The following is a 25,963-nucleotide window of genomic DNA, read 5'->3' as shown; positions in this document are numbered from 1 at the left end:
TGGAGACTAAATCTCCACCTGGCTGCCGAGTTCCACCACGCGGTTGGTGGGCAGCTTGAAGAATTCCATCGCGCTTTCGGCGTTGCGCAGCATCCAGGCGAACAGCTTTTCCCGCCAGATCGCCATGCCGGGGTGGGACGAGGGCAGCAGCGTCTGCCGGGCGAGGAAGAAGCTGGTGTCCATCATCTTGAACTTCGGCCCGCAACCCGTGACGCTGGCCAGCCCCTGCGGCACATCCGGTTCCTCCATGAAGCCGAAGCGCAGGACGACGCGGTAGAAGCCCTGATCGAGATCCTCCATCGCGACCCGGTTGTCGGAATCGACGAAGGGCATGTCCTCGATCTTCACGGTGAGCAGGATCACGCGATCGTGCAGCACCTTGTTGTGCTTCAGATTGTGGAGCAGCGCGTGGGGCACGCCTTCGGGCGTGGAGGTCATGAACACGGCGGTGCCGGGAACGCGGGTGGCGGAGCTGACCGCCGACTTCACGAACACCTTCACCGGCATCGCGGCTTCGCGCATCCGCTCGATCATCAGATAGCGGCCCCGCGCCCAGGTGGTGAGCAGCGTGAAGGCCACGAAGCCGACGAACAGCGGGAACCAGCCGCCATCGGGCACCTTGGTGAGGTTCGCCGTGAAATAGGCGATATCCACCAGGAAGAAGATCGCGACGAGGAAGCCCGCCCACAGCTTGTTCCAGTGCCACAGGCTGAACAGCACGACCGCGAGCAGGAAGGTATCGACCAGCATCGCGCCGGTGACGGCGATGCCGTAGGCGGCGGCGAGGTTCGACGAGGTCTGGAAGCTCAGCACGAGCAGGATCACCATCACCATCAGCGACCAGTTGATCACCGGGATGTAGATCTGGCCGACCGTGCTGGCGCTGGTGTGGGTGATGCGCAGGCGCGGGATGAAGCCGAGCTGGATCGCCTGATGGGTGACGGAGAAGGCGCCGGTGATGACCGCCTGGCTGGCGATCACGGTGGCGGCCATCGCCAGCAGCACCAGCGGCAGGCGGAACTCGTCGGGCGCCAGCAGGAAGAAGGGGTTGTGGATCGCCTCCGCCGCGGTGGCGGCGTCCATCGCCAGGATCATCGCCCCCTGCCCCAGATAGTTGAGCATCAGCGCGGGCAGCACGAAGGCCATCCATGACACGCGGATGGGGTTGCGGCCGAAATGGCCCATGTCGGCATAGAGCGCCTCGGCCCCGGTGACAGCCAGCACGACGCTGCCGAGCGCGAGGAAGGCCGTCCAGCCGTCCGTCCAGAAGAAACGGATGGCGTATAGCGGGTTGAGCGCGCGCAGGATGGTGGGATCGGCGGCAATATGGATGAGGCCGAGCGTCGCCAGCGCCAGGAAATATATCACCATGATCGGCCCGAACAGCATGCCGACCCGGGCGGTGCCGTGCGACTGGATCATGAACAGCACGATCAGGATACCCACCGAGATCGGCAGGACGAGCGGCTGGAACCCGCTTTCGACGACGGTAAGGCCTTCGACCGCCGACATCACCGACATGGCGGGCGTTATCATGCAATCGCCGAAGAACAGGGCGGTGGCGAACACGCCCAGCAGGATGATGCCGTTGGACCAGCGCTTGTTCTGGGCGCGGCGGTTGATCAGCGCCAGCAAGGCCAGGCTGCCGCCTTCCCCCTTATTGTCGGCCCGCATGATGATGGAGACATATTTGATCGTCACCACCAGCATCATCGACCAGAAGATCAGGCTGAGGACGCCGAGGATATGCAGCTCGTCCGGCGTGAGCGGATGATGGCCCGCGAAGGTTTCGCGGAAAGCGTAGAGCGGGCTGGTGCCGATATCGCCGAAGACGACGCCGATGGCGCCCAGCGAAAGTTTCAGCAGGCCGGCGCCCTCGGGCGCGTGGCCGTGACCGGCATGATGCTCGATCGATTCACTGCTCATCGAAGAATGGACCCTGTTCTGTCCACGGAACGGCGTCCACCCCTATTGCCCCAGCAGGCGGCGACCGGCGCGGCCCCTAGCATGGGGCCATGCCCCCCGCAACGCCCGCCGGATCGGTCCACCTCAGGCAAGCATCGCATCGGCTTCGCTCCGCGTGGGAATCGACCGCAGCACGAAGCTGCTGTTGATCGTGCTGACCGCCGGCAGCTTCCCCAGATGTTCCCGATGGATGCGTTCATAATCGTCGAGGTCGCGGCAGATGATCTTCAGCCGGTAATCGTTGGCGCCCGACACGAGGTTGCATTCGACCACGCCGATGATGCCGGCGACCGCGCGCTCGAACTGGGCAAGTTCCTCCTCCACCTGGGTGTTGAGGGTGATGTCCACCAGCGCCGTCACGCGGAAGCCCATGCGGCGCAGGCCGAAGCGCACGCCATAGCCGCTGATCCGGCCCGTGGATTCGATCGCCTGGATGCGCCGGGTGCAGGCCGACTGCGAAAGTCCTACCCGCTCGGCAATGCGGCTGACGGAGGTTCGCGCATCGGCCGCGAGCATCTTCATGATGCCGCGATCGACTCGGTCGATCTGCCCATCCGGGCTTCCTTGCATCAATCCTCCGATTTTCGGGGCCTTCATGACGGAACCATGCGTATATCCTGATGAGCAGCACCCATCTTTGCACGGATTTGCGGGCGCTATCGAGTTATATTCCTTTGCCATCAGGATTGCGATGGAGAGGCGGTCATGCGGATCGGCATACCCAAGGAAATAAAGAACCACGAATATCGCGTCGGCCTGACGCCCGCCTCCGTCGCGGAGCTGGTGGCCGCGGGCCACGAGGCCGTGGTGGAGACCAAGGCCGGCGACGGCATCGATTTCAGCGACCAGGATTATATCGACGCGGGCGCGCGCATCGTCGCGACCCCGGCCGAGGTGTTCGCCCAGTCCGACATGATCGTGAAGGTGAAGGAGCCGCAGCCGGGCGAGATCGCGCTGCTGGAGCCGCGCCACATCCTTTTCACCTATCTACACCTCGCCGCCGACAAGCCGCAGGCCGAAGGGCTGATGAAATCCGGCGCGACCTGCCTCGCCTATGAGACGGTGACGTCCAGCAATCGCGGGCTGCCGCTGCTGAAGCCGATGTCCGAAGTCGCCGGCCGCATGTCCGTGCAGGTGGGCGCGCATTATCTGGAGAAGGAACAGGGCGGGCGCGGCGTGCTGCTGGGCGGCGTGCCCGGCGTGGCGCCGGCGCGCGTCGCCATCCTGGGCGGCGGCGTGGCGGGCGTGAATGCCGCGCAGATGGCCGTCGGCATGCGCGCGGACGTCACCATCTACGACATCAATAACGAGCGGCTGGCCGAGCTGGACATGTTCTTTTCCAGCCAGATCAAGACGGCCTATGCCTCCAAGGCGGCGATCGCCGAGGCGGTGCGCAAAGCCCATCTGGTGATCGGCGCCGTGCTGGTTCCGGGCGCGGCCGCGCCGAAGCTGGTGACGCGCGACATGCTGAAGACGATGAAGCGCGGTTCGGTGATGGTGGATATCGCCATCGACCAGGGCGGCTGCTTCGAAAGCAGCCACGCCACCACCCATGACGACCCCGTGTTCGTCGAGGAAGGCGTGATCCATTATTGCGTGGCCAACATGCCGGGCGCGGTCGCCCGCACCTCCGCCTTCGCGCTGAACAACGCCACCCTGCCCTTCGCGCTGAAGATCGCCAATCTCGGCGCCGAAGCCGCGATGGCAGCCGATCCGCACCTTGCGGCCGGCCTCAACATCTCCGCCGGCAAGATCCGCCACGCGGCCGTCGCCGAAGCCCTTAACCTGCCGTTGAACTGACTTCCCCCCNCCCCCCGTCAGTTCCGGCAGGAGGCCGGGATCGCCTTCCCCCAGTCCCTTATCCGGGGAAGGCGATCCCGGCCTTGTCGTATCCGCAGCCTTTCCTAGGAATGTGGTTCTGGGCTTAACGCCCCATCTGCGCGCGCATCATCTCGAGCTGACCGAGGCGCTGTTCGATATCGCCGCGCCAGGGCGCGTTTTCGGGGCTGCGCGCCAGCAGCCCGCGCCAGATCGCTTCCGCCTGATCGAACTGGCCGGCCTGGGCGAAGGCGAGGCCGAGGAAAAAGGGTGGCCCCGGATGATCGGGCTGGATCTGCGCCGCGCGATCGAAGGCGAGCTTCGCCGCCGGCGACATGCGGCCATCGGCATAGACCACCAGCGCATTGCCCAGCCCCACCCAGAGATCGGCGCTGCGCGGATTGCGGTTGAGCCCGGCGCGGAGCGTGGCGATGGCATAGGCATCGAGGCCCTGTTCATGCAGGTTCTGCGCGGCCTGGAGGACGTTGGCGTCGCCGCCCACTTCCGGGAACATCGCCGCCCGCTCCTGCGCCGTCGCCGTATCCGGCTGGCGCGTCGCGGCGCGGGGCGGCGTGGGGCTGCCGGCCAGCGTGGGGCTGCCCTGCCAGGCATAGCCCGCCAATCCGAGGAACAGGGCCGCGCCCGTCAATTCCAGCCCGCCGCGCGGCAGTCGGCCGAATTTCCACAGCAGGCCGAGCACGGCCAGCGCCATCGCCGCGATGATCGCCCAGCCCATCAGTGCTTCCTTTTCCTGAACCGGCCGCGGGCAAGCCACGCGCCCGCTGCGATCAGCACCGCCGGCAGCACCCAGAGCGGCCATGTCAGCCGATCGAGCGGCGGATCGTAGCTCACCCAATTTCCATAACGCTCGATCAGCCAGCCGCGCACCTGATCGGGGGTTTCGCCGGCGGCGATGCGACTGCGGACGAGCGCGCGCATGTCGCCCGCCATCTCCGCATCCGAATCCGCGATCGACTGGCCCTGGCAGACGAGGCAGCGCAGCGTCTTCATCAGCGCGGCGGCCCTGGCCTCCTGCGCGGGATCGGGAAGCTGGCTGTAGGCAAGCTCGGCCGGGGGCATCGCCGAATCCGCCAGCGCGGGCGCCGCCATCGCCATGGCCAGCGGGATCGCCAGCCGCCTCATCGCGCCGCCTTCACCGCCGCCAGGATGGCGGGCACGTCCTCGGGCCGGATCTCGCCGATATGCTGGTGGCGGATGATGCCCTTGCCATCGACGACGAAGGTTTCGGGCACGCCGGCGGAACCCATCGCGATCTGGACGGCGCTCTGCGTGTCGCTGCCGATCCGCTGATAGGGATTGCCCCAGCGACCGAGGAAGCCGGCCACATCCTCCGGCCGATCGCGGATGGCGATCGCATCGATCTTCACGCCAGCTTCGGCCAGTTGGGTGAGTTGGGGCGCCTCCGCCGCGCAGGGCACGCACCAGCTTGCGAAGACGTTGAGCAGGCGCGGCTCGCCCTTCGCGAAATCGGCGGTGGAAAGGCCCTGCATGCCCGGCGCGCCCGAGGGCAACACGAATTGCGGCAGCGGCTTGCCGACCATCTTGGACGGGATCACCCGGCTTTCCGGCCGGATCAGACCGGTGGCGAAGGCGCCGACGAAGATCAGGAACAGGATCAACGGCGCCCACAGGATGATCCGCACGGTCCGAAGCTTCATGCCCAGGCCTCCTGCGCCAGGCGGCTGCGGCGTTCGCGCAGCACGCGGCCGAGCAGCGAAAGCGCGCCGCCCAGCGCGATCAGGCCGCCGCCGATCCAGATGAGGGTCACCCACGGCTTCCACCACAAGCGGAGCTGCCAGCGGCCCTGATCGTCCGAATTGCCGAGCACGACATAAAGCTGGCCATCGAGCACGGTGGTGATCGATGCCTCGTTGGTTTCGGTGGGCGGCGCATAGAACATGCGCGACTGGGTGGTGAGCCTGCGTGCGGGCGACGTGCCGCGCGTGGCGGTGAGCGTGGCTTCCACCGCCGTCCAGTTGGGGCCGGCCACGGGCTCGACGCCATCGAAGCGAACCGCCCAGGGGCCGACATGGTGGGTTTCGCCCGGCCGGGCAGCCACCAGCGTTTCCTTGGTGAAGGCGGTTTCGGATGCCATGCCGACCAACGCCACGGCCACCCCCAGATGCGCGATCACCATCCCCCAGATGAACAAAGGCGTGCGGCGGAGCTTGCGCTTCCACAAGGGCGCCACGCTGGCCGCGGCGACGCCCGCCGCCAGCACCAGCCCAAGCAGCGGGAAGATGCCGATGGGCGGCGCCCAGACGGTCAGCGCCAGCAGCGCCAGCGCCGTCAGCAGCGCCGGCACGGCGAGGCGGGCAACCAGCGGCCGCCAGTCGTCCCGCCGCCATTTGAGCAGCGGGCCGGCGGCCATCACCACCATCAGCAGCAGCGCGATCGGCCCGGCGGCACTGTTGAAATAAGGCGGGCCGACCGAAAGCTTCTCCCCCGTCATCGCTTCCGCCATCAGCGGATAGAGCGTGCCGACCAGGACGATGCCGAGGATGGCGGAGAGCAGCAGGTTGTTGACGACCAGCGCCCCTTCCCGGCTGACCGCCTCGAACTGCGATCCTTCCTTCACCGTGCCCACGCGCAGGCCGAAGAGAGTGAGCGCGCCGCCGATATAGATGACCAGCAGGCCGAGGATGAAGGCGCCGCGCTGCGGATCGACCGCGAAGGCGTGGACCGAGGTGAGGATGCCGGAACGGACGAGGAAGGTGCCCACCATGCTCATGGAGAAGGCGACGACGGCCAGCATCACCGTCCAGGCGCGCAGGCCGTCGCGGGTGGCCAGCACCGTCACCGAATGGAGCAGCGCCGTCGCCGCCAGCCACGGCATCAGCGAGGCGTTCTCCACAGGGTCCCAGAACCACCAGCCGCCCCAGCCCAGCTCATAATAAGCCCAGTAGCTGCCGGCGGTGATGCCGAGGGTGAGCATGATCCACGCCGCCAGCACCCATGGCCGCATCGCGCGGGCGAAGGCGGGGCCGACGTCGCGGGTGACGAGCGCCCCGACCGCGAAGGAGAAGGCGACCGACAGGCCGACATAGCCGAGGTAGAGCGTCGGCGGATGGAAGGCGAGGCCGGGATCCTGCAGCAGGGGGTTGAGGCCGTTGCCCTCGGCCGGCGGCGGGCTCACCCGTTCGAACGGGTTGGAGGCGAAGAGCAGGAAGGCATAGAAGCCGAGGCCGATGAACGCCTGCGCGCCCAGCGTGGCGATCAGCGTGCGTTCGTTGAGATTGCGTTCGAACAGCGCGACGGCGCCGCCGGCCAGCGCCAATATGGTCACCCACATCAGCATCGAGCCTTCATGGTTCCCCCAGGCGCCGGCGAAGCGATAGAGCAGCGGCTTGGCCGAATGATCGTTGGCGACGACCAAGGCAACGCTGAGGTCCACGCGCACGAACAGGATGATGAGGCAGGCGAAGGCGATGGCGACGAGGATGCCCTGCACCACCGCGATCGGGCGCACGCTCGCCATCAGCTCGCCCCGGCCGCGCAGGCCGAGGACCGCCAGCAGCAATTCCAGCCCCGCGAGCGCCGCCGCGAGCCAGAGCGCGGCGAGGCCGGCCTCCGCGATCATGGCTGCCTTCCCTGCCTGGCGGCCTTGTCCTTTTCGGATTTCATCGCGCTTTCCATCTGCGGCGGCATGTAGCGTTCGTCATGCTTGGCCAGGATATTGTCCGCCACGAAGATGCCGTCCGCGCCCAGCCGCCCTTCCGCGACGGCGCCCGATCCTTCCTTGAACAGATCGGGGGTTATGCCCCTGAAGCGCACCGGCGCGGTCGCCCCCTCGTCCGTCAGCAGGAAGCGAATGGTGACGCCATCGGCATCGCGGGCGATCGATCCCGGCACGACCATGCCGGCGAGCCGCATCGGCTTGTCGACCGGCACCTGTCCCTTCGCCACCTCGCTCGGCGTGCGGAACAGCGCCGCGGTGTCCTTGAGCGCAGACATGGCGAGGAAGGCCGCGCCGATGATCGCGCCGACCGCGACGAGCGCCAGCACGAGGCGCTGATGCTTCGCCTTCATCGCGATTTCCTGACGGCGTCGGCCCGCGCCTCGGCCCGGCGCATGGCGACATAGCTCGCCAAGGTCAGGCCGGCGAGGCCGGCGATGGTGATGGCGTAGGCGGCGATGATGAAGGGCCAGTGGTTCATGCGTCGGCCATCCGCTTCAGCCGGGCCTCGATCCGCGCCTCGGCAAGCAGGGCGCGCATCCGCATCAGCACGATCGCGCCGAACAGCATGGAAAAGCCGATGAGCGCGATCGGCAGCGGCCACAGGATCGACGGATCGATCGTGTTCTTGGTGAGCGTGATGCTGGCCGTCTGGTGGAGCGTATTCCACCAGTCGACCGAATATTTGATGATCGGAATGTTGATTGCCCCCACAAGGCCGAAGATCGCCGCCACCCGGCTGCCGCCCGCCCGATCCGCCGTCGCGCCGGCCAGCGCGATATAGGCAATGTAGAGGAACAGCAGCACCAGCATCGAGGTCAACCGCCCGTCCCATTCCCACCAGGTGCCCCAGGTCGGCCGGCCCCAGATCGATCCGGTGACGAGGCAGATGGCCGTGAACAACGCGCCCGGCAGCGCGACCGCGCGGGCCGCCACCGCCGCCAGCGGATGCCGCCAGACGAGCTGCATCAGGCTGGCGACCGCGATCCCCGTCCAGCCGCCCATGCCGAGCCAAGCCGAGGGGACGTGGACATACATGATCCTGACGCTTTCCCCCTGCAACTGCTCGGGCGGCGTGAGAAAGAGGCCGGAAAGGAGCGCGATCGCGGTCAGCACTGCGCCGCCCCAGCCAAGCCAGGGCGTCAGCGGACGGGCGATGCCCAGAAATCGATTGGGATTGGCGAAGATATGCATGCGTGGAGCGTGCTATTAGAGCAGGTCGCCGCGCTGGGGAAGCGGGCCGGCATGCGACAAAATATGCCCGCCGTTTCTTTTTGGCTGTTTTCCTGCCCGGCCAGGCCCCCTATGGCCGGCCGCGATGCCGACCGCCACGATCTCCGCCCCGCGCCCCGCCGACCATCCGATGCGCGGCATCCTGCTTCGGATCGGTTCGGTGGTGATGTTCGGCATCATGCAGGCGGCGATGAAGCTGGCCGGCGAACATGGCGTGATCGCGATCGAGATGGTGTTCTACCGATCGATCTTCGGCCTGCCGATCGTGCTGGCATGGCTGGCGATCGGGCCGGGCTTCGCCACTATCCGCCCGAACCGGCCGCGCGCGCATGTGTGGCGATCGATCATCGGGCTGTCGGGCATCACCCTGAATTTCACGGCGCTGATCCTGCTGCCGCTGGCGGACGCCACCACCATCGGCTTCACCGCCCCGATCTTCGCGACGATCCTTTCGGCGCTGCTGCTGCACGAACATGTCGGCCGGCACCGCTGGCTGGCGGTGGCGATCGGCTTTCTCGGCGTGGTGGTGATCACCCGGCCGGGGGCGGCATCCGGCCTGCCCGCGATCGGCATCCTCGTGGCGCTGGGCGGCGCGGTCGGCACATCTGCGGTGACGGTGACGCTGCGCCAGCTCGGCTCCACCGAGACGGTGGGCGCGATCGTATTCTGGTTCTTCGTCGGCTGCGCGATTGTCGGCGGCATCGGCACGGCGATCTGGGGCAGCGGGCATGACGCCGCCACCTTCGGCCTGCTGACCATCGGCGCCTGGGCCGGCGCGGCGGCGCAGCTGCTGATGACGGCATCGCTGCGCGCGGCCCCGGTATCGACCGTGGCGCCGTTCGATTATCTGCAGATCATCATCGCCATCAGCCTGGGCTGGCTGATCTGGGCCACGGGCCCTTCGCTCGCCACCCTGGCGGGCGCGGCGATGATCGCCGGCAGCGGCCTCTACACCGCCTATCGCGAACATCGCCTGCGCCGCGATTCGGTGGCCGCGACGCCGCCCGTCTGACAGCCGGAAAAATCTGCGGTGCGATGCCCGGCGGACATGCCGCCGGGCACTCGCGATCAGGCGAAGACGACGCGCACCCGCTGGCGGCGGCGCATCGATACGCCGACCACGCCGAAGCCGATGAGCATCATCGCCCAGGTCGTCGGTTCAGGAACGCCGGACGGCACCGGCTCCAGATTCGCGTTGAACCAGATATATTTGTTCTGGACCACGCGGTTCAGGCCGGAGGAAAGCGAGCCTTCCAGTATCGTGGCATTGCCGGCCCCGTCACCGAAGCCGATGGCCGCGACCTGGCTGGTGTCCGTCTGGTCCCAACCCATATTCTTGTAGAAGAAGCCGATCTGGCCTTCGTTCGTCGGGATGACGAAATCGTCGCTGCGCAGCACGAGCTGGAACGAGTTGAGCAGATCGGATCGCCCATTATAGCGGCCGACATTGTCCCAGGTGACGATGAGCTGGCCGGGGGTGTCGAGCTGGTAATGCACCACCCCGCTATTCGCGCCGCGCGTATCGACATCCCCGAAGAACACCGAAACCAGCGGCGCATTGGCACCCGTCGGCCCCGTCGGCACATAAGCCGATATGCCGGCGCCAAAGCTGACATTGCCGTTATTGTTGATGTAGAGCGAGCTGTAGGTGTTGCCATACAGCGTGAAGTTGAAGCCGAGATCGATCGGCCCGCTGAAGCCGTCGTCGTTCCGGCCGCTAGGATTGCCGATCCCCGGCGCGTTGCCGCCCCCGGTCATCACTACGATATCGCCGATATTATCGGTGTAGTAATTACCGGAGGACGTTAGCGACGACGCCGGAACGACAGTCGTATCCGCATAGGCGGCGCCCCCGACGAACATCGCCGACACGCCAAGCATGAATACTGAAAAACGCACAGGTCACCTCCCGTTGGGCGCGACCCCGGTTGAACACGTTATTATGTGGTTAATGCTCTGGCAATGATTATCATCAACGGCGATCGATCGTCCAGACAAATGCGACCTTCCCGGCAGGCCGAGTCCCTTATTCCGAAATGAAGAAACCCGCGCCCCGGCGGCCCATGCAAGACGGGCCGACGAAATTCGCCGGCCCGCCAGTTGCTTGCAAGGAATAACGCTCAGTGGCGGCCGATCAGGCGCCTTGCGATGCGGTCCGCCACTTCGGCGGAAGGATCGCCCGTCTCCGCGCTTTCCTGCCAGATCTGTTCGAGCCGGCCGGGGATATGACCGATTCGCCGTTCGACTTCGGCGCGGTCTGCGCCGCCCAGATATTCCAGGCCGACATTGATGATGCCGCCCCCGTTGATGACATAATCGGGCGCATAGAGGACGCCGCGCGCATGGAGGCGCGCGCCATCTTCCTTGGTGGCGAGCTGGTTGTTCGCGCCGCCGGCGACGACCGGCACCGAAAGCAGCGGAATGCTCGCTTCATCGAGGATGGCGCCCAGCGCGCAGGGGCTGAACACATCGGCCTCGACCCGGGCGATATCGCCGGCGGCCACCGTCTTCGCGCCCAGCTCCTCGGCCAGCCGCTCAGCGCGCGCCGCATCGACGTCCGCCAGCGTCAGGCGGGCGCCTTCGGCCGCGAGCCGGCGGGCAAGGCCGCCGCCGACGCTGCCGACGCCCTGGATCGCCACATGCACGCCGGCCACGTCATCCCGCTTCAGCGCACGGCGAATCGCCGCCTTCACGCCCAGGAAAACCCCCAGCGAGGTGAAGGGGCCAGGATCGCCGCCGGCCGCGTCGCTGCCCACCGGCAGGCCCGCGACATGGGTGGTTTGCTTGCGCACCTCGACCATGTCCGCATCGGTGATGCCGACATCCTCGGCCGTCACGTAGCGCCCACCGAGCGATTCGACCGCGCGGCCGAAAGCCGCCAGCATTTCCGGCGTCTTGGTGCGATTGCGATCGGCGAGGATCACGCCCTTGCCGCCACCCATGGGCAGGCCAGCCATGGCGTTCTTGTAGCTCATCCCCCGCGACAGGCGCAGCGCATCGGTGATGGCGTCGGCCCGATTCGGATAATGCCAGAAGCGCGTGCCGCCAGCCGCCGGGCCGAGCGCGGTCGAGTGAATCGCGATGATCGCCGTCAGGCCCGATGCCTGATCACGGAACAGATGGACGCCCTCATGGTCGTCATAATCGGGGAAATCCCACGGCGCTGTCATCGACTCGACCTCTAGAAATTTTATTTCGCATTGCTGCAATAAAGTTTCTGGTCGAGAAAATCATCCCCAAAATCATCCGGCTTCCCAAGCCATAAGGTGATGGGGCGATCGACGGGGATCGAACCCGCAACCTCCGGTACCACAAACCGGCGCTCTAACCGATTGAGCTACGATCGCCACGACATTGCGTCGGTGGGCGGCTCCATAGGGGCGGTTATGCCACATCGTCAAGGAAAGGTTGCACGCCCTTTTCGCAATGCTTGCACTCCGCCACGGGCAGCGCCAAAGAACGCGCCGTGCTTTCTCAACGAACCCGATATGCAATACGCGCGCTCCTCCATCTGGGGGATCGTTATGGCGAGGGTCCGGTGCAGCTTCCGGAGATTGCGGAGGCGCAGAACATCCCGGCGAAATTCCTCACCGTGATCCTTTCGGAAATGAAGCGGGCCGGGCTGGTGGAGACGCTGCGCGGCAAGGAAGGCGGCTACTGGCTGGCGCGGCCACCCGAGGAGATCACCTATGGCGAGATCGTGCGGCTGACGCGCGGATCGTTGGCGCTGGTGCCCTGCGCCGCCCGGCTGGCCTACCATCCGTGCGAAAATTGCGTGGACGAAGCGACCTGCCGGCTGCGCGCGGTGATGCTTTCCGTCCGAGATGAAACGGCCAACATCCTCGACCGCGTATCGCTTTCGGAGAAAATGGCGGTTTAATTCCGATTTGATCGCGATTTCCTGCCGGGCGATCGATCCCGATCGCCCGGAAATCGCGCCATCGGACGGCGAAAGCGCCACCGGCTCCCGCCTGCTCCTTTCCCTCGACCGGGTTCGGGGCCAGCATCGCGGCATGATGAAATCGATCGGCTTCCTGCCCCGCCTGGCCGGCATCGCGCGGCCTGATTTCCGCAATTATTACGAGACCCGCCACGCCCCGCTGGCGGACAGCTATTTCCATTTCGCCGGCTATGTCCGCAATCATATCGTCGACGGGCAGGAACCCGGCTTCGATTGCATTTCCGAATTCTGGACGGCCGATCCCGCGGCCATCGCCACGCTGCTGGCCGGCGAGGCCGGGGAAAGGATGCGGGCGGACGAGCGCAATTTCGCGGATTCGCCCAACATCCGCCCCGCCCTGGCCGAACCCGCGCCGACAGGCCGCCTCGTGCCGCTCGGCCCACGCACCGTCCAGCTCCTCGGCGGGCATGACAATGCCAGGTTGATCGCGGCGGTCGCCGCATCGGCCGGTGCGGAGGCCGTGACGCTCGATTTCCTGACGCCGTTCGACGCTGCGTCACGCGCGCCCTGCGACGCCCTGTTGATTCGGGAGGGCACGGCAGCCGCCGCCCCCTCCCTGCCATCGGGCTGGACGCTCCTTGCCAGCCTGCAGGTGGTGGCCGAAGGAGCGCTGCCGATATCGCCTCAGCCCGCCGTCTGACCGCCATCCACCGGCAGCATGATGCCGGTAATGAAACGGGCGTCGTCGGATGCCAGGAAGGCGACGGCGGCGGCCACGTCCTCCGGCTGGGCAAGCGGCGCCATCTTCGGCGACATTCGCAGGATAAGGGCGAAATCCACGCCCTCGATATCGCCCATGCCGCCCGCGATCAGCGGCGTATCCACCCCACCGGGGCAGATGGCGTTCACGCGGACCTGCCGCGCGGCATATTCGATCGCGACCGTGCGGGTATAGCCGACGACGCCGGCCTTGGTGGCCGAATAGGCCGAGGCATAGGCCGCGCCCACGAGCCCCGAAGCGGACGCCATGTTGACGATATTGCCCTGGGTCTTCTCCAGATGGGGCAAGGCCGCCTTGGTGAGGTGGAAGATCGATGACAGGTTGATCGCGACAAGCTGATCCCAGCTTTCATCGCTGATCTCCGCCGCGTGGCCGAAGCCGCCGATGCCGGCGATGTTGCACAGCACGTCGAGCTTGCCGTGCCTGGCGACGACATGCGCGACGAGATCGCGGCACGAGGCGGCGGACGCGGCATCGAACTGAACGGCACTGGCCCCGGAAAGCCCGGATGCGGTCTCTTCCGCCCCCGCCAGATTGCGATCGGCGCAGATCACGATCGCGCCTTCGCTGGCCAGCCGCACCGCGCTTGCGCGGCCGATGCCCGATGCGGCGCCGGTAACCAGGGCGACCTTGCCCACCATGCGATTCATGCGTCACTCTCCTCGGTTGAAAGATTGCGCCCCCGCGTTTCGGGCAGCGCGAACAGGATGACCGGGAGAGCCGCGAAGCAGCTCAGCCCCAGCCAGAAGCAGGTCGTGCCAACGGACCCCCAAAGGCGGGAAAGCGAACCGATCAGCAGCGGGGCGCCCACCATTCCCCAACGCCCGATGAGGTTATGGCACCAGCCATTGGCCGCCGCCCGGACATGGGTGGGAAACAGCTCGGCATTGAGGGTGAAGCATATCGTCCACGTGCCCAGCATCGCCTGGATGCCGACATAGCAGGCCGCGATCGCCAGCCAGCCGGTGGCGGCGTAACAGATCATGACGAGAAAGCCGTTCGCCACGAAGAACAGGGCCGCCGTCGCCCGCCGACCGATGCCGTCCATCAGGAAGCCGGCGGCAAGATAGCCGAAGAAGGCCGATCCCAGGCCGAAGGGCGCGATCAGCGCGAGGTCTGCCGCCGTCCAGCCGCGTTCGTTGAGCACATAGTAAGTGAAGAAGAAGGTCGATACGACGGCGCTGAAATTGACGATCAGCCATAAGAGGCTCATCGCCACGAAGCGGCGCCTGAGGCCGGGCGCGACCAGCATCCGCAGCTCTCCCAACACGTTGGACGGCGCAGCCTTGCGCGCTGTGAAAGCCGGCGTTTCGCCAAGCCGGAACCACAACAGAGGCAGGATGATCAGGGGCGCCCCACCGACAAGGAACAGCCCCCGCCATGACAAGGATGTATCGAGCACCGTCGCCAGCAGGGCCGCCGGCAGCGCCGCGCCGAAGCTGCCGCAAGCCCCGAGCAGGCCGGCCGCGCGGCCGCGCAGCGCGGGCGGCAGGCTTTCCGACACGATCAGATAGGCCGTGGCGATCTGGGAGACCAAGGCGATGCGGGTGAGCGCCTGCACCAGCGTATAGCTTTCGATCGTCGGCATCAGGATCGTTGCGAGCGATCCGATCGAGAAGGCCCCGGCCGAAAGCAGCAGCACCGGCCGCCGGCCGAAGCGGTCGCTCAGCCGGATCACGAACCAGGCCGCGATCGCGCCCAGCCCGATCACCGAAAGCGATCGGCCCAGCCCCTCCGCATCCACGCCATAAGCCTTGCCGACGAAAGGCAGGACCACGCTGGTCAGGCTGATGTCGAAGCCCTCGAACATCACCACGAAGGCGAGCATCGCGATCAGGCCGATATCGGCCGCGCGCAGGCGTTGCGGAGTTCCCTCCGCCCGGTGAGGCTTCATCGGCGGATCACGGATGAGGGCGCGGGGGCCGCAATGCCATCGGCCGGTCAGCGCCCGGCCGAGGCGCGCGCGCGATAGTCCCGGGGGGTTTCGCCGAAACGGCGGCGGAAGGCCGCAGAAAAGCTGCCCTGCCGTTCATAGCCGAGCGAGACGGCGAGCGACTTCACCGGAATGGTGGTTTCCCCCAGCATCCGCGCGGCGCGGGCGAAGAGCGTCCGCTCGACATGCTCCATCACCGTCGATCCGCGCGTCGCCTTGAAGGCGCGCATCAGATGGCGGCGGCCGATGCCGCACAGCGATGCAAGCTCTGACACGCTGGGCACGGGCTTGCTTTCGTCGGCCAGCCGCTGGTCGATCCGCTTGAGCTGCCAGGGCGCGAGCGTGCCGGCCCTGTGGAAGCCGCGCTCGCGCACCAGCTCGAAATGGCGGGTCAGCTCCGCCAGCAGGACCATGCCGAGCCCGCGCACCAGCATCTCGCGCGCCGTGGACGGCCGGCTGACCGCGATGGAAAGCCGTTCCAGCGTGGCCAGCACCGCCGCGTCGCGAACGTCGATGCAGGCGGCAAGCTCGTCACCGCTGGCATTGGCGCCAAGCCCGGTCAGGCTTTCGAAAATATCCGGGTCGAAACGGCAGATCAGCAGCCGCCGTTCCGCATAGCCGGTGGACTGGACGTGGACGGCAAGGTTGGCGGGCACCAGTACCGCCGCGCCGAAGGGCACGAAGGAACGGTGCGATCGCGGCTCGCCGAAGCAGCCGCGCACCGGATCCTCCCCCTGTCCGGTCGGCAGATAGGCGATCGAAGGATAGTCGACGAGATGGGTGCGGGTGAAGGGGCCGGTATCGGGCTGCGAAAGCACATCGAGCCGGAAATCGCCGACGGCGAAATGCTGTTCGATTGCTCCGGCCTGATCCTTGTGCATGACCCAGCTATCCTCCACGAACGAACGCGGCGACCGGCCTTTCTGGCCCTGCCCGATTATCCGGGCGCCGTCCGCTGAGCGATCTTGCTGGCAAGACTATCATCTGTTGGGCCGCAATCAACCTTTGCGGCGCGCCGCTCCGCCCCGCAATATCCGCGTCGCTGCGTCCATGCTGCCACAACATGCCGCAATGCGGAATATAGCGAACGAACAATTGCGCATTTGGCCGGACGGCAAAGGCTTTCCCGCGCGNCGGGGACGACCAATCGAGACGTGGAGGGGATATGGGCCGCAAAGGTGATGAGGTTCGCCCGCGCTGGTGCGTAGTAACGGGTATCGGCGTTCCGATCCGCTAAGGTGATCCGGTCGTTTCGATGGAATGGGGAAGCCGGAATGAGAATTCTTCAATGGATTCTCCGAAGTCCGGCAGGAATGCCCCGAACTTCCGTCGCGACGATCAACAGGCAAGATGAATTTCGATTGCAGGGGGATCGCTTGAGCGAAGATAAGGGCGCCGTCTTCGGTGAAAACTATGGCGGGAACGGCCATGGAGCAGGATTATTCGGGCCATCGCGGCCGTCTCATATATCGCGCTTCATCGACGTCTGATCCGGCGATGGTGAAGAAGGCAGGGGCGCCGTTCGATATTGACGGCCTGGACGAGAAGATCATCGCCGCACTTCGCTGCAACGGCCGGATCGCCACCCGCGATCTCGCGACCGAAGTGGGCGTGAAGGAAGCCACCGTCCGCGCGCATCTCAGGCGGCTGGAGGATAATGACATCGTGCGCGTGGTCGCGATGCGCGATCTGGCGGCGCTCGGCTATAATTGCGTGTCCGCCGTCGGCATCCAGGTGCGCGGCCGTCCCGCCGCCGACGTGGCGGCCGAGCTGGCGGAGATGGAACAGGTTATCACCGTGGCCGTGGCGATCGGCATCCACGACCTCGAGGTCCAGCTGGTCGCACGCGATGTTCACGAACTGGACCAGCTATTGACTGGCGTGATCGCCAAGGTGCGCGGCGTCGACCAGATATTCCCGTCGGTCGCGCTCAAGGTGATGAAATATGTATCGGAATGGGCTCCGTTCTAAGCGGCGCGGGCACATTCCGGCCAACGCCGCGCGGGCCTGCCTGACGACCGGAGCATCGGTTGGGGGGCGCCATTTCGCCAGCCTCCCTCCCCGTCATTCCCGCGAAGGCGGGAATCCAAGGATGCGGTTGGCTCGATGGAGTCGATGGCGCCCGACACAATGGATTTCCGCCTTCGCGGGAATGACGAAGGGGGCTTTCAGAGTTCATTTCTCCGGCCGGAGAGGCGCGCGATGAAAGCCGAAACAGATCCTGCATGACGATCAGGGAATGGCGACGCCCCATTCCCCAACCCTCCTCGCCCGCCCAGGCGCTCAGATCCTGAAGAAATCCGGCTTGGGGATGGTCCACTGATCGCCCCAGAGCTGGTTGCCGCCATCGATCGTCAGCACCTCGCCGGTGATGAAGCCGCCGGCATCGCCGGCGAGATAGCAGACGGCATTGGCGATATCCTCGACCTGGCCGAAACGCCGCATCAGGTTGGTGTTCGGCATCTCCGCCCGTGCCTCATCCGAATAGACGGCCATGCCCTCGGTGGCGATGATGCCGGGGGACACGCAGTTCACCCGGATGTTGAGCGGCGCCCATTCGATCGCGACCGTCTTGGAGCCGTAGATCACACCCGCGCGCGCCGCGCAGGTATGGGCGACGCCGGGCATGCCCCGCCAGATGACGGTGGCGACGTTGACGATCGATCCCGGCAGGCCGGCATCGCGCCATTTCCGGGCGGCCGCCTGCATCATGTACCAGGTGCCGTTGAGGTTGGTGTCGATCACCGCCGCCCAGCCCTTGGACGAAAAATCGATCGCCGCCTGCGGGAACTGGCCGCCGGCATTGTTGACGAGGATATCGACCCGGCCGAAATGCGCCCACGCGGCATCGAACATGGCGGCAACCGCCTCGGGATCGCGGATCGACAGCGGATGGACCAGGGTTTCGGCGGCATAGCGGGAAAGGCCGGCGGCCGTCGCCTCCAGCTTTTCCGCCTTGCGGCCGCACAGCACCAGCTTGGCCCCCAGCCTCGCGAACCAGTGCGCCACCGCCCGGCCGATGCCGCTGCCCGCGCCGGATACCACCACCACCTTGCCCGCGAACAGGCCCGGCGCCAGCGCGATCGGGATCGTCGCGAGTTCCTCGTCGCTGCGCCCATAGACCTCGCTCATCAGCGCAGCAGCTCGCCGGCGATGATGAGCTTGCGGATCTCGCTGGTGCCGGCGCCGATCTCCAGCAGCTTGGAAGCGCGGTAGAGCCGGTTGATCTCCGCCTCGCGCATATAGCCGACGCCGCCGTGGATCTGGACCGAATCGGAGATCACGCGCGTGCAGGTTTCCGCCGCATGGAGGATCGCCGCCGCCGTTAGCTTGTGGATCTCGCCCCGGCCGCCGCCATCCTCGCCGATCGCGTTGCATTCGGCGAGCGTGCGGTAGCAGAGCGCCTTCATCGTCTCGACGCCCACATACATCTCGGCCAGCTTGCCCTGAACGAGCTGGAATTCCCCGATCGGCCGGCCGAACTGGGTGCGCGTCCTGGCATAATCGATGGCGAGATCGAGCGCGCGCTCGGCCATGCCGACATTGAGCATCGCCACCACGGCGCGTTCGAGATCGAGGCCGCTCATGACAATGCCGACGCCGCGATTTTCCACGCCGACGAGATTTTCCGCCGGCACCTCGCAATCGTCGAACACCAGTTCCGCGGTGGTCGATCCGCGGAAGCCCATCTTGTCCAGCTTCTGGGCGACCTTGAAGCCCTTGAAGCCCTTTTCCACGATGAAGGCCGAAATGCCCTTGGTGCCGGCTTCCTTGTCGGTCCGCGCATAGACGAGGATCACGTCCGCCACGGGCCCGTTGGTGATATAGAGCTTGCGGCCGTTGAGCAGATATTTGCCACCCTCGCGGCGCGCCGTGGTGGCCATGGAGCCGAGCGCGTCGGAGCCTGCGCCCGGCTCGGTAAGGCCCAGCGCGCCGATCGCGGACCCGTCGCACAGGCCCGGCAGGTAACGCGCCTTCACCTCCTCCGATGCATTGCGGGCGATATTGTTGAGGCAGAGATTCTCATGCGCGACATAGCTCAGCGCGATCGAATGGTTCCACCGCGCCAATCCTTGCGCGATCAGGCCCGAGGTGAAGAAATCGCTGTCCGCGCCGCCGAAGCGGGCGGGCGCGGTGACGCCCAGGAAGCCCATGCGGCCAAGCTCCGGCATCGCTTCCGGCGGCCACCATTCCTCATCGTCCATCCGCTGCTGAAGCGGGGCGAAGCGATCGCGCGCGAAGGCGCTGGCCGTATCCAATATCTCCTGCTGCTCCGACGTCAGAGCAAACCCGCCCGGGAAGATGTTCGTCCCCAAATCCAGCTCCCTTCGCCCTTCCTTCATCGAGGGCCTTGACGTTAAAATGAACGCCATTCACTATTATGTCAATCAAGGCCGGGCAGGCCGAAGCCGGAAAGCCGGGAGTTGCGTACGTTGGGGAGGATCAGAGCGGGATGACCGCCTTTCCATTCGAATCGGTGCTGATCGCCAATCGCGGCGAGATCGCCGCGCGCGTGGCGCGCACGGTGAAGGCGCTGGGCCTGCGCGCGCTGCTGGTGGCGCACCGCGTGGACGAGGGATCGCCCGCGCTCGCGCTGGCCGACGACGTGCGCTGGATCGAAGGGCCGACGCCGGTCGCCGCTTTCCTCGATATTCCGCAGATCATCGCGGCGGCGCGCGACATGGGCGCCGGGGCGATCCATCCGGGCTATGGCTTCCTTTCGGAGAATGCGGGCTTCGCGCGCGCCGTGGCGGCGGCCGGCATGATCTTCGTCGGGCCGGAGCCGGACACGATCGAGCTGATGGGGGACAAGGTGCGCGCGCGCGCCTTCGTCGAACAGCATGGCTTCCCCGTCGCACCCTCGGCCATCGAGGACGATGATCCCGCGACCTTCGTGGAACGCGCCCGCGCGCTCGGCGCGCCGATCCTGATAAAGCCTTCGGCCGGCGGCGGCGGCAAGGGCATGCGCATCGTGCGCGACATGGCGGTGCTGGAGCAGGAGATCGCGCGCGGCCGGAGCGAGGGCGAACGCTATTTCGGCGACGGGCGACTGTTCGTCGAACGCTATATCGAACGCCCCCGCCATATCGAGGTGCAGGTGCTGGGCGACGCGCATGGCAATGTCGTCCACCTGTTCGAACGCGAATGCTCGCTGCAGCGCCGTTTCCAGAAGATCGTGGAGGAAGCCCCCTCCCCCGCGCTCACGCCGCAGGAGCGCGAGCGGATCTGCGAGACGGCCGCGGGCGTCGCGCGGGCGGCCGGCTATCGCAACGCCGGAACGGTGGAGTTCATCTACGGCCAGGGCGAATTCTACTTTCTGGAGATGAACACCCGCCTCCAGGTGGAACATCCGGTGACGGAAGCGATCACCGGCATCGACCTGGTGGAGCAGCAGCTCCGCATCGCCGCCGGACAGCCGCTGGCCTTCGATCAGGCCGAGGTCACGCGCTCCGGCCATGCGATCGAGCTGCGCATCTGCGCGGAGGACAGCGCCCGCGATTTCGCGCCCACGACCGGCCCGGTGCTGCGGCTGGCGGCGCCGGCCGGCGCCCGCTTCGACGGCGGGGTCAGCGAAGGCGGGCGGATATCGGCGGCGTTCGATCCGATGATCGGCAAGCTGATCGTCCAGGGCGAAGATCGCGCCGAGGCGATCGCCCGTGCCGACAGGGCGCTGGCCGGCCTGGTGCTGCTCGGGCTCAAGACCAATATCGGCTATCTCCGCCGGTTGATGGGCGATCCGGCCGTAATCGCGGGCGACATCCATACCGGCCTGATCGGCGAAAGGACCGAACTGGCGGCGGAGCCCGTGGCCGACGAGGCGACGCTGGCCCGGCTGGTCGCGATCGCCGCCCGGCACGTGCCCGAACTGGTGCGCGAGGCGGCCGAGATCCCGGCGATGCACGCGGCTATCGGGGGGTGGCGGAACTGATGCCCGGATTTTTCCTGATCGACGGCGTCGCCCATCCGGCGGCGCTGGCCCCGGCGGACCTGAAAGCACCGCCGCCGGAAGAGGCGATCGTGGCGAGGGACGGGGACCATATCTGGGTCCATGTCGATGGCGCCGCGCACGAGCTGGTCTGGCAGGACCCCATCACCCATTTCGAGGAGGAAAGCGCCAGCGGCGGTGATGACGTGGCCCGCGCGCCCATGCCCGGATCGGTGATCCAGGTGGCGGTGACGGACGGCGACAGCGTCGCCGAGGGCGAGATCATGATGGTGATCGAAAGCATGAAGCTGGAAACCGCCATCAAGGCCCCGCGCGACGGCGTGGTGATGACGGTGCATCGCGCCATCGGCCAGACCTTCGAACGCGATGCCGCGCTCATAACCCTGGAAGCAATCGCCCTATGATGCGCCGCATCCACAGCCGGATCGACACGTCCGGGACGACCTATCAGGCCAATCGCGCGCACAATCTGCGGATGGTGGCGGAACTGCGGGAGAAGCAGGAGGCCGTCCGCAATGTCCGCCCCCAGCGCGACCGCGATCGGCTGGACCGGCAGGGGAAGATGTTCCTGCGCGACCGCCTGGAGGCGCTGCTGGACCCTGGCACCCCGTTCCTGGAGCTTTCCACGCTGGCCGCCAACATGGCGTATGACGGCGATGTGCCCGGTGCCGGCCAGCTTTCCGGCATCGGCGTGGTTTCCGGCCGCGAGGTGGTGATCCACGCCGACGACGCCTCCGTAAAGGGCGGTGCCTGGTATCCGCTGTCGGTGAAGAAGATCGTCCGCACGCTGGATATCGCGATCGAGAATCGGCTGCCGGTGGTGCATCTGTGCGATTCGGCAGGCGGCTTCCTGCCCTTGCAGGCCGAATTCTTCGCCGATCGCTATCATGCCGGGCGCATCTTCCGGAACCAGTCCATCCTTTCCAAGATGGGCGTGCCGCAGGTGGCCGTCGTCATGGGCCATTGCACGGCGGGCGGGGCCTATATCCCCGCGCTCAGCGATTACAACGTCATCGTCCGGGGCACCGGCGCGATCTTCCTGGGCGGCCCGCCGCTGGTGAAGGCCGCGACCGGCGAGGAAGTGACGGTGGAGGAACTGGGCGGCGCCGACATGCATACCAGCGTGTCCGGCACGGCGGACTATCCCGCCTCGTCCGAACGGCACGCCATCGCCATCGCGCGCGAGATCGTCGGCCGCTTCACCCGCGCGGAAAAGGCGCAGGTCGATTGGGCCGAGCCCGAGCCGCCATATTACGATCCGCAGGAACTCTACGGCATATTGCCGCAGGACAGCCGCACCACCTTCGACATGCGCGAGGTGATCGCCCGCATCGTCGACGGCAGCCGCTTCCACGAATATCAGCCGCGTTACGGCGAGACGCTGGTCTGCGGCTTCGCCCGCATCTGGGGCTATCAGGTCGGCATCCTCGCCAATAACGGCGTGCTGTTCAACGACAGCTCGCTGAAGGGCGCGCACTTCATCCAGCTCTGCGACAAGAACCGCACGCCGCTGATCTTCCTGCAGAACATCACCGGCTTCATGGTCGGCCGCGAATATGAACGGCGCGGCATCTCCAAGGATGGCGCCAAGATGATCATGGCGGTTTCGGGCGCGTCGGTGCCCAAGTTCACCGTCAACTGCAACGGCGCGTTCGGGGCCGGCGTCTACGGCATGTCCGGCCGCGCCTTCGACAGCCGCTTCCTGTTCAGCTGGCCGCAGGGGCAGACATCGGTGATGGGCGCGGAGCAGGCCGCCAACGTGCTGACCGACATCAAGCTGCGCCAGCTCGCCCGTAACGGCGATACGCTGACGGCGGAGCAGATCGACGCGATCCGCGATCCGGTGATCGAAGGCTATAAGCGCGAACAAAGCGCTTATTACGCCACGTCCGAAATTTGGGACGACGGCTTGCTCGATCCGGTGGACACGCGCAACGCGCTCGGGATAGCCATCAGCGCGGCGCTGAACGCGCCGATCGAAGACCCGCATTATGGGGTCTTCCGCCTGTAGCGATCGGGAGAAGACCATGACTGTCGAGACGCATTCCGCCAGCCTGCATCTCGTCGATCCCGAGCTCCGGGCCGCGCTCGATGCGTTTCCGACCTTCGACCTGAACGAAGACCTGCTACCGGTCATGCGCGCGCAAGGCTTCGGCGTGGACGTTCCCCCGCCGCAGGGGCCGGCGGCGGGCGTTGCGGTGGAGCGCATCACCGTGCCGGGGCGCGATGGCGGGCCGGACGTGTCCTGCCTGCTCTACACGCCCCCCGGCCGGACCGGGCAGAGCGGCGCCTATCTCCACATCCATGGCGGCGGCTATGTGCTGGGCGATGCGGCGATGAGCGAGCTTTCCAACCGATCGCTGGCGGCCGCGATCGGCTGCATCCTGCTCTCGGTCGACTATCGCCTCGCCCCGGAAACGCGCTGGCCCGGCGCGGTCGAGGATTGCTATGCCGCGCTCGGCTGGCTGCATGCCAATGCCAACCGGCTAGGCGTGGATCACCAGCGCATCGCGATCGGCGGCGAAAGCGCGGGCGGCGGCCATGCCGCATCGCTGGCGTTGGTCGCGCGCGATCGCGGCGAATATCGCATCCGGCACCAGCATCTGATCTATCCCATGATCGACGACCGGACGGGATCGACCGTGCCCGCCCTGCCCTATGCCGGCGATTTCGTGTGGACGGCCGCCTCCAACGCCTTTGGCTGGTCCGCCCTGCTCGGCCATCCCGCCGGCACCGGCGAGCCGCCGCGCAATGCGGTGCCGGCGCGGGTGGAGGATCTTTCCGGCCTGCCGCCCACCTTCCTCGGCACCGCCGCGCTCGACCTCTTCGTCGGCGAGAATCTCGATTATGGCCGGCGGCTGATCGCCGCCGGCGTGCCGACCGAGCTGGTCGTGGCCCCCGGCGCCTATCACGGCTTCAACGGCTTCGCGCCCGATGCCGCTGTCTCGCGCGGCTTCAACAGCGCTAGCCTGGAGGCGCTCCGCCGCGCTATCGGCTGAGTCTCTACGCATTTTGGCGCATTTGGCGCAATCTGGAAGTAGTTTGCGCTTGCGGATGCCCCGCCTGCCCACCGATTAGTCACTCCAGGCCGCAAATCGGCAATATGGGAGAGACGGAATGGGCGATCTGATGCAGGCGATGGTGCTCGACGAGTTCGGCGGGCCGGAGGTGCTCCACATCGCCGCGATCGAACGCCCCCGCGCCGCGCCCGGCAATGTCGTGGTCGAGGTGGCCTATGCCGGCGTCAACCCCGCCGACTGGAAGGCCCGTGAGGGCTGGCTTTCCCGCTATTTCCAATATCAGTTCCCCTTCGTCGTCGGCTTCGACGCTGCCGGCATCGTCGCGGAGGTGGGCGAAGGCGTCACCGGCCTGAAGGTGGGCGACCGGGTCGTCACCGCATCCAACCAGGGCATGGGCGAGCGCGGCTCCTACGCCCAGTTCGTCGCCTCCGTCGAAGAACGATGCGTGAAGCTGCCCGATCATGTCGCGCTGGTCGATGCTGCCGCGATGCCGACCGCCGCCATCACCGCCTGGGAGGCGGTGTTCGATGTCGGCGGCACCGAGGCGGGCTCCATCGTGCTGGTCAATGGCGGCGCGGGCGGCACCGGCAGCTATGCCATCCAGCTTGCCCGCATGGCCGGCGCCCGCGTCGCCGCCACCTGCGGGCCTGCCAATATGGATTATGTCCGTGGCCTGGGGGCGGAGCTGGCGATCGATTATCGCCAGGGCGATGTTGCCGATGCTGTGCGCGCCTGGGCGCCGGAGGGCGTGGACCTCGTGGTCGACACGGTCGGCCAGGGATCGCTGCTGGAGGCGGTGGAGTTCACCCGGAAGGGCGGCGTGATAGCGCCGATCGCCACCTTGATCGCCGACGAGCCGACCATCGATCCCGCCCGTGCCGAGGCGCGCGGCGTGCGCGTCGTGCCGACGATTTCCAGCCACGCCAACCAGCCGCGCCAGCTTGCGGCGCTGGTGGCAGCGCTGGCCGAGGGCAAGATCCACGCGCCGGAAATCACGCTGATGCCGCTCGATCAGGCCGGCGAAGCGCATCGGAAGATCCAGGCGGGCCATGTGCGCGGCAAGATCGTGCTCGTGGTGAACGAAGCGCTCGGCCGCTGAGCGCCTTCCCCTCCCCACATTCGAAAGGCTGCCCCATGTCGCTGCAATATCTGATCGACAAGGATGCGATCGAACAGGTCTATGTCCGCTATTGCGAGATCGTCGACGCCAAGACCTTCGACGACATGCACGAGGTGTTCACCGAGGACGCGACCGGAGATTACACCCAGGCGCTCGGCCCCGGCGTGATCAGCCCCGACCGCGCCAGCCTGATCGCATCGATGCACGCCAATCTCGGCCCGGATTCCAATTGCGGGGCCACCCATCACAATGTCGGCAATTTCCGGGTGCGCGTGGATGGCGATCATGCGCACGCCAAGGTCCATTATTATGCCGAGCATCTCGGCCAGGGCGATTATGCCGGCGAGCAATATTCGATGTGGGGGCAGTATGAGGACGATCTCGTCCGCACCGTTGACGGCTGGCGGGTGAAGGCGCGCGTCTACACATGCGCCCTCTCACGCGGGCCGACGGCGGTCACCAGCGCGCGGGTCGGTTGAGGTTCCCGAAAACCCGCTTTCGACGAACGGCATAAAGTTGGCGACGAACGGCTTGGCCTTGACCTGCAA

Annotated in this window: 27 protein-coding genes and 1 tRNA gene; 11 read left to right on the top strand and 17 right to left on the bottom strand. The window is 66.7% G+C overall.

Annotated features, from left to right (window positions below; genetic code table 11):
• Positions 1-6: 6 nt before the first annotated feature.
• Positions 7-1,926: a potassium transporter Kup gene (locus BHE75_RS11250; protein WP_015456915.1), complete on the bottom strand. Its 1,920-nt coding sequence runs from the start codon at positions 1,924-1,926 to the stop codon at positions 7-9.
• Positions 1,927-2,049: 123 nt separating this feature from the next.
• Positions 2,050-2,535 (bottom strand): Lrp/AsnC family transcriptional regulator, encoded by a 486-nt coding sequence (locus BHE75_RS11245; RefSeq protein WP_236626827.1) that lies wholly within the window; start codon positions 2,533-2,535, stop codon positions 2,050-2,052.
• A gap of 135 nt (positions 2,536-2,670) precedes the next feature.
• Here BHE75_RS11245 and ald point away from each other — a divergent pair, with 135 nt between their 5' ends.
• Positions 2,671-3,765, top strand: a complete 1,095-nt coding sequence (ald, locus tag BHE75_RS11240) for an alanine dehydrogenase (RefSeq protein WP_070933915.1) — start codon at positions 2,671-2,673, stop codon at positions 3,763-3,765.
• A 124-nt stretch (positions 3,766-3,889) separates the two neighbouring features.
• Here ald and BHE75_RS11235 read toward each other — a convergent pair whose 3' ends face one another.
• Genes BHE75_RS11235 through ccmC form a run of 7 tightly spaced genes read right to left on the bottom strand, consistent with a single transcriptional unit; the run spans position 3,890 to position 8,674 of the window.
• Positions 3,890-4,519, bottom strand: a complete 630-nt coding sequence (locus BHE75_RS11235; RefSeq protein WP_015456912.1) for a cytochrome c biogenesis factor-like protein — start codon at positions 4,517-4,519, stop codon at positions 3,890-3,892.
• Positions 4,519-4,926 (bottom strand): cytochrome c-type biogenesis protein, encoded by a 408-nt coding sequence (locus tag BHE75_RS11230; RefSeq protein ID WP_070933914.1) that lies wholly within the window; start codon positions 4,924-4,926, stop codon positions 4,519-4,521. The genes BHE75_RS11235 and BHE75_RS11230 overlap by 1 nt, the downstream gene beginning before the upstream one ends.
• Positions 4,923-5,462 (bottom strand): DsbE family thiol:disulfide interchange protein, encoded by a 540-nt coding sequence (locus BHE75_RS11225; protein WP_015456910.1) that lies wholly within the window; start codon positions 5,460-5,462, stop codon positions 4,923-4,925. The genes BHE75_RS11230 and BHE75_RS11225 overlap by 4 nt, the downstream gene beginning before the upstream one ends.
• Positions 5,459-7,384 (bottom strand): heme lyase CcmF/NrfE family subunit, encoded by a 1,926-nt coding sequence (locus BHE75_RS11220; RefSeq protein ID WP_070933913.1) that lies wholly within the window; start codon positions 7,382-7,384, stop codon positions 5,459-5,461. The genes BHE75_RS11225 and BHE75_RS11220 overlap by 4 nt, the downstream gene beginning before the upstream one ends.
• Positions 7,381-7,833, bottom strand: a complete 453-nt coding sequence (ccmE, locus tag BHE75_RS11215; RefSeq protein WP_015456908.1) for a cytochrome c maturation protein CcmE — start codon at positions 7,831-7,833, stop codon at positions 7,381-7,383. Before ccmE ends, BHE75_RS11220 begins: the two co-directional genes overlap by 4 nt.
• Positions 7,830-7,961 carry a heme exporter protein CcmD gene (gene ccmD, locus BHE75_RS24075; protein ID WP_139181710.1) on the bottom strand — a complete coding sequence of 44 codons (132 nt, stop codon included), beginning with the start codon at positions 7,959-7,961 and terminating at the stop codon, positions 7,830-7,832. Before ccmD ends, ccmE begins: the two co-directional genes overlap by 4 nt.
• Positions 7,958-8,674 (bottom strand): heme ABC transporter permease CcmC, encoded by a 717-nt coding sequence (ccmC, locus tag BHE75_RS11210; RefSeq protein ID WP_015456907.1) that lies wholly within the window; start codon positions 8,672-8,674, stop codon positions 7,958-7,960. The genes ccmD and ccmC overlap by 4 nt, the downstream gene beginning before the upstream one ends.
• A 124-nt stretch (positions 8,675-8,798) precedes the next feature.
• On the opposite strand from ccmC, the gene BHE75_RS11205 reads away from it, so the two are divergent.
• Positions 8,799-9,725, top strand: coding sequence for a DMT family transporter (locus tag BHE75_RS11205; protein WP_015456906.1), 927 nt, complete (start codon positions 8,799-8,801; stop codon positions 9,723-9,725).
• A 56-nt stretch (positions 9,726-9,781) separates the two neighbouring features.
• Here BHE75_RS11205 and BHE75_RS11200 read toward each other — a convergent pair whose 3' ends face one another.
• The 3 genes from BHE75_RS11200 to BHE75_RS11190 all read right to left on the bottom strand — a co-directional run bounded on the left by BHE75_RS11200 (position 9,782) and on the right by BHE75_RS11190 (position 12,060).
• The gene (locus tag BHE75_RS11200) at positions 9,782-10,594 is read right to left on the bottom strand and encodes a nidogen-like domain-containing protein (protein ID WP_070933912.1); all 813 of its coding nucleotides are present in this window, start codon (positions 10,592-10,594) and stop codon (positions 9,782-9,784) included.
• 239 nt (positions 10,595-10,833) lie between these two features.
• A complete protein-coding gene (locus BHE75_RS11195) occupies positions 10,834-11,883 on the bottom strand; it encodes a Leu/Phe/Val dehydrogenase (RefSeq protein WP_015456904.1) in 1,050 nt (349 codons plus the stop codon).
• A gap of 100 nt (positions 11,884-11,983) precedes the next feature.
• Positions 11,984-12,060: transfer RNA gene (locus BHE75_RS11190), tRNA-His, on the bottom strand.
• A 119-nt stretch (positions 12,061-12,179) separates the two neighbouring features.
• On the opposite strand from BHE75_RS11190, the gene BHE75_RS11185 reads away from it, so the two are divergent.
• Together BHE75_RS11185 and BHE75_RS11180 are read left to right on the top strand one after the other, a co-directional pair.
• On the top strand, positions 12,180-12,593 hold the full coding sequence (locus tag BHE75_RS11185; RefSeq protein WP_015456903.1) for an RrF2 family transcriptional regulator: 414 nt from the start codon (positions 12,180-12,182) through the stop codon (positions 12,591-12,593).
• Positions 12,594-12,600: 7 nt separating this feature from the next.
• A complete protein-coding gene (locus BHE75_RS11180) occupies positions 12,601-13,314 on the top strand; it encodes an EthD domain-containing protein (protein ID WP_254684427.1) in 714 nt (237 codons plus the stop codon).
• Here the strand turns inward: BHE75_RS11180 and BHE75_RS11175 are convergent.
• From BHE75_RS11175 to BHE75_RS11165, 3 genes are read right to left on the bottom strand one after another with little or no spacing between them, the layout of a single operon-like run.
• On the bottom strand, positions 13,299-14,045 hold the full coding sequence (locus BHE75_RS11175) for an SDR family NAD(P)-dependent oxidoreductase (RefSeq protein ID WP_070933911.1): 747 nt from the start codon (positions 14,043-14,045) through the stop codon (positions 13,299-13,301). The two genes, BHE75_RS11180 and BHE75_RS11175, sit on opposite strands and share 16 nt — an antisense overlap.
• A complete protein-coding gene (locus tag BHE75_RS11170; RefSeq protein WP_070933910.1) occupies positions 14,042-15,289 on the bottom strand; it encodes an MFS transporter in 1,248 nt (415 codons plus the stop codon). Before BHE75_RS11170 ends, BHE75_RS11175 begins: the two co-directional genes overlap by 4 nt.
• A 47-nt stretch (positions 15,290-15,336) precedes the next feature.
• Entirely contained in the window at positions 15,337-16,209 is an 873-nt protein-coding gene (locus BHE75_RS11165) for a helix-turn-helix transcriptional regulator (protein ID WP_070933909.1), read from the bottom strand.
• Positions 16,210-16,741: 532 nt separating this feature from the next.
• Between BHE75_RS11165 and BHE75_RS11160 the strand changes: the two genes are divergently transcribed.
• Positions 16,742-17,299, top strand: a complete 558-nt coding sequence (locus BHE75_RS11160) for an Lrp/AsnC family transcriptional regulator (RefSeq protein WP_254684426.1) — start codon at positions 16,742-16,744, stop codon at positions 17,297-17,299.
• A gap of 312 nt (positions 17,300-17,611) precedes the next feature.
• Here the strand turns inward: BHE75_RS11160 and BHE75_RS11155 are convergent, their stop codons facing one another.
• Complete coding sequence (locus tag BHE75_RS11155; protein ID WP_070933908.1) at positions 17,612-18,460, bottom strand: SDR family oxidoreductase; 849 nt, start codon at positions 18,458-18,460, stop codon at positions 17,612-17,614.
• Positions 18,460-19,644, bottom strand: coding sequence for an acyl-CoA dehydrogenase family protein (locus BHE75_RS11150; RefSeq protein ID WP_015456896.1), 1,185 nt, complete (start codon positions 19,642-19,644; stop codon positions 18,460-18,462). Before BHE75_RS11150 ends, BHE75_RS11155 begins: the two co-directional genes overlap by 1 nt.
• A gap of 137 nt (positions 19,645-19,781) precedes the next feature.
• On the opposite strand from BHE75_RS11150, the gene BHE75_RS11145 reads away from it, so the two are divergent.
• The 6 genes from BHE75_RS11145 (at position 19,782) to BHE75_RS11120 (ending at position 25,894) form a co-directional block, all read left to right on the top strand.
• Positions 19,782-21,257, top strand: coding sequence for an acetyl-CoA carboxylase biotin carboxylase subunit (locus BHE75_RS11145; RefSeq protein WP_070933907.1), 1,476 nt, complete (start codon positions 19,782-19,784; stop codon positions 21,255-21,257).
• Positions 21,257-21,679, top strand: a complete 423-nt coding sequence (locus BHE75_RS11140) for an acetyl-CoA carboxylase biotin carboxyl carrier protein subunit (RefSeq protein WP_015456894.1) — start codon at positions 21,257-21,259, stop codon at positions 21,677-21,679. Before BHE75_RS11145 ends, BHE75_RS11140 begins: the two co-directional genes overlap by 1 nt.
• Positions 21,679-23,286, top strand: a complete 1,608-nt coding sequence (locus tag BHE75_RS11135) for an acyl-CoA carboxylase subunit beta (protein WP_041865032.1) — start codon at positions 21,679-21,681, stop codon at positions 23,284-23,286. The genes BHE75_RS11140 and BHE75_RS11135 overlap by 1 nt, the downstream gene beginning before the upstream one ends.
• Before the next feature lie 16 nt (positions 23,287-23,302).
• On the top strand, positions 23,303-24,274 hold the full coding sequence (locus tag BHE75_RS11130; protein ID WP_070933906.1) for an alpha/beta hydrolase: 972 nt from the start codon (positions 23,303-23,305) through the stop codon (positions 24,272-24,274).
• Positions 24,275-24,392: 118 nt separating this feature from the next.
• The gene (locus BHE75_RS11125; RefSeq protein WP_070933905.1) at positions 24,393-25,394 is read left to right on the top strand and encodes a quinone oxidoreductase family protein; all 1,002 of its coding nucleotides are present in this window, start codon (positions 24,393-24,395) and stop codon (positions 25,392-25,394) included.
• A 35-nt stretch (positions 25,395-25,429) separates the two neighbouring features.
• Entirely contained in the window at positions 25,430-25,894 is a 465-nt protein-coding gene (locus tag BHE75_RS11120) for a nuclear transport factor 2 family protein (protein ID WP_070933904.1), read from the top strand.
• Positions 25,895-25,963: the final 69 nt, after the last annotated feature.

Source organism: Edaphosphingomonas haloaromaticamans (assembly GCF_001853345.1).
Taxonomy (GTDB): Bacteria; Pseudomonadota; Alphaproteobacteria; order Sphingomonadales; family Sphingomonadaceae; genus Sphingomonas_E; species Sphingomonas_E fennica.
The sequence above is the reverse complement of the archived record's forward strand: the minus strand, read 5'-3'. Positions and strand labels throughout refer to the sequence as shown.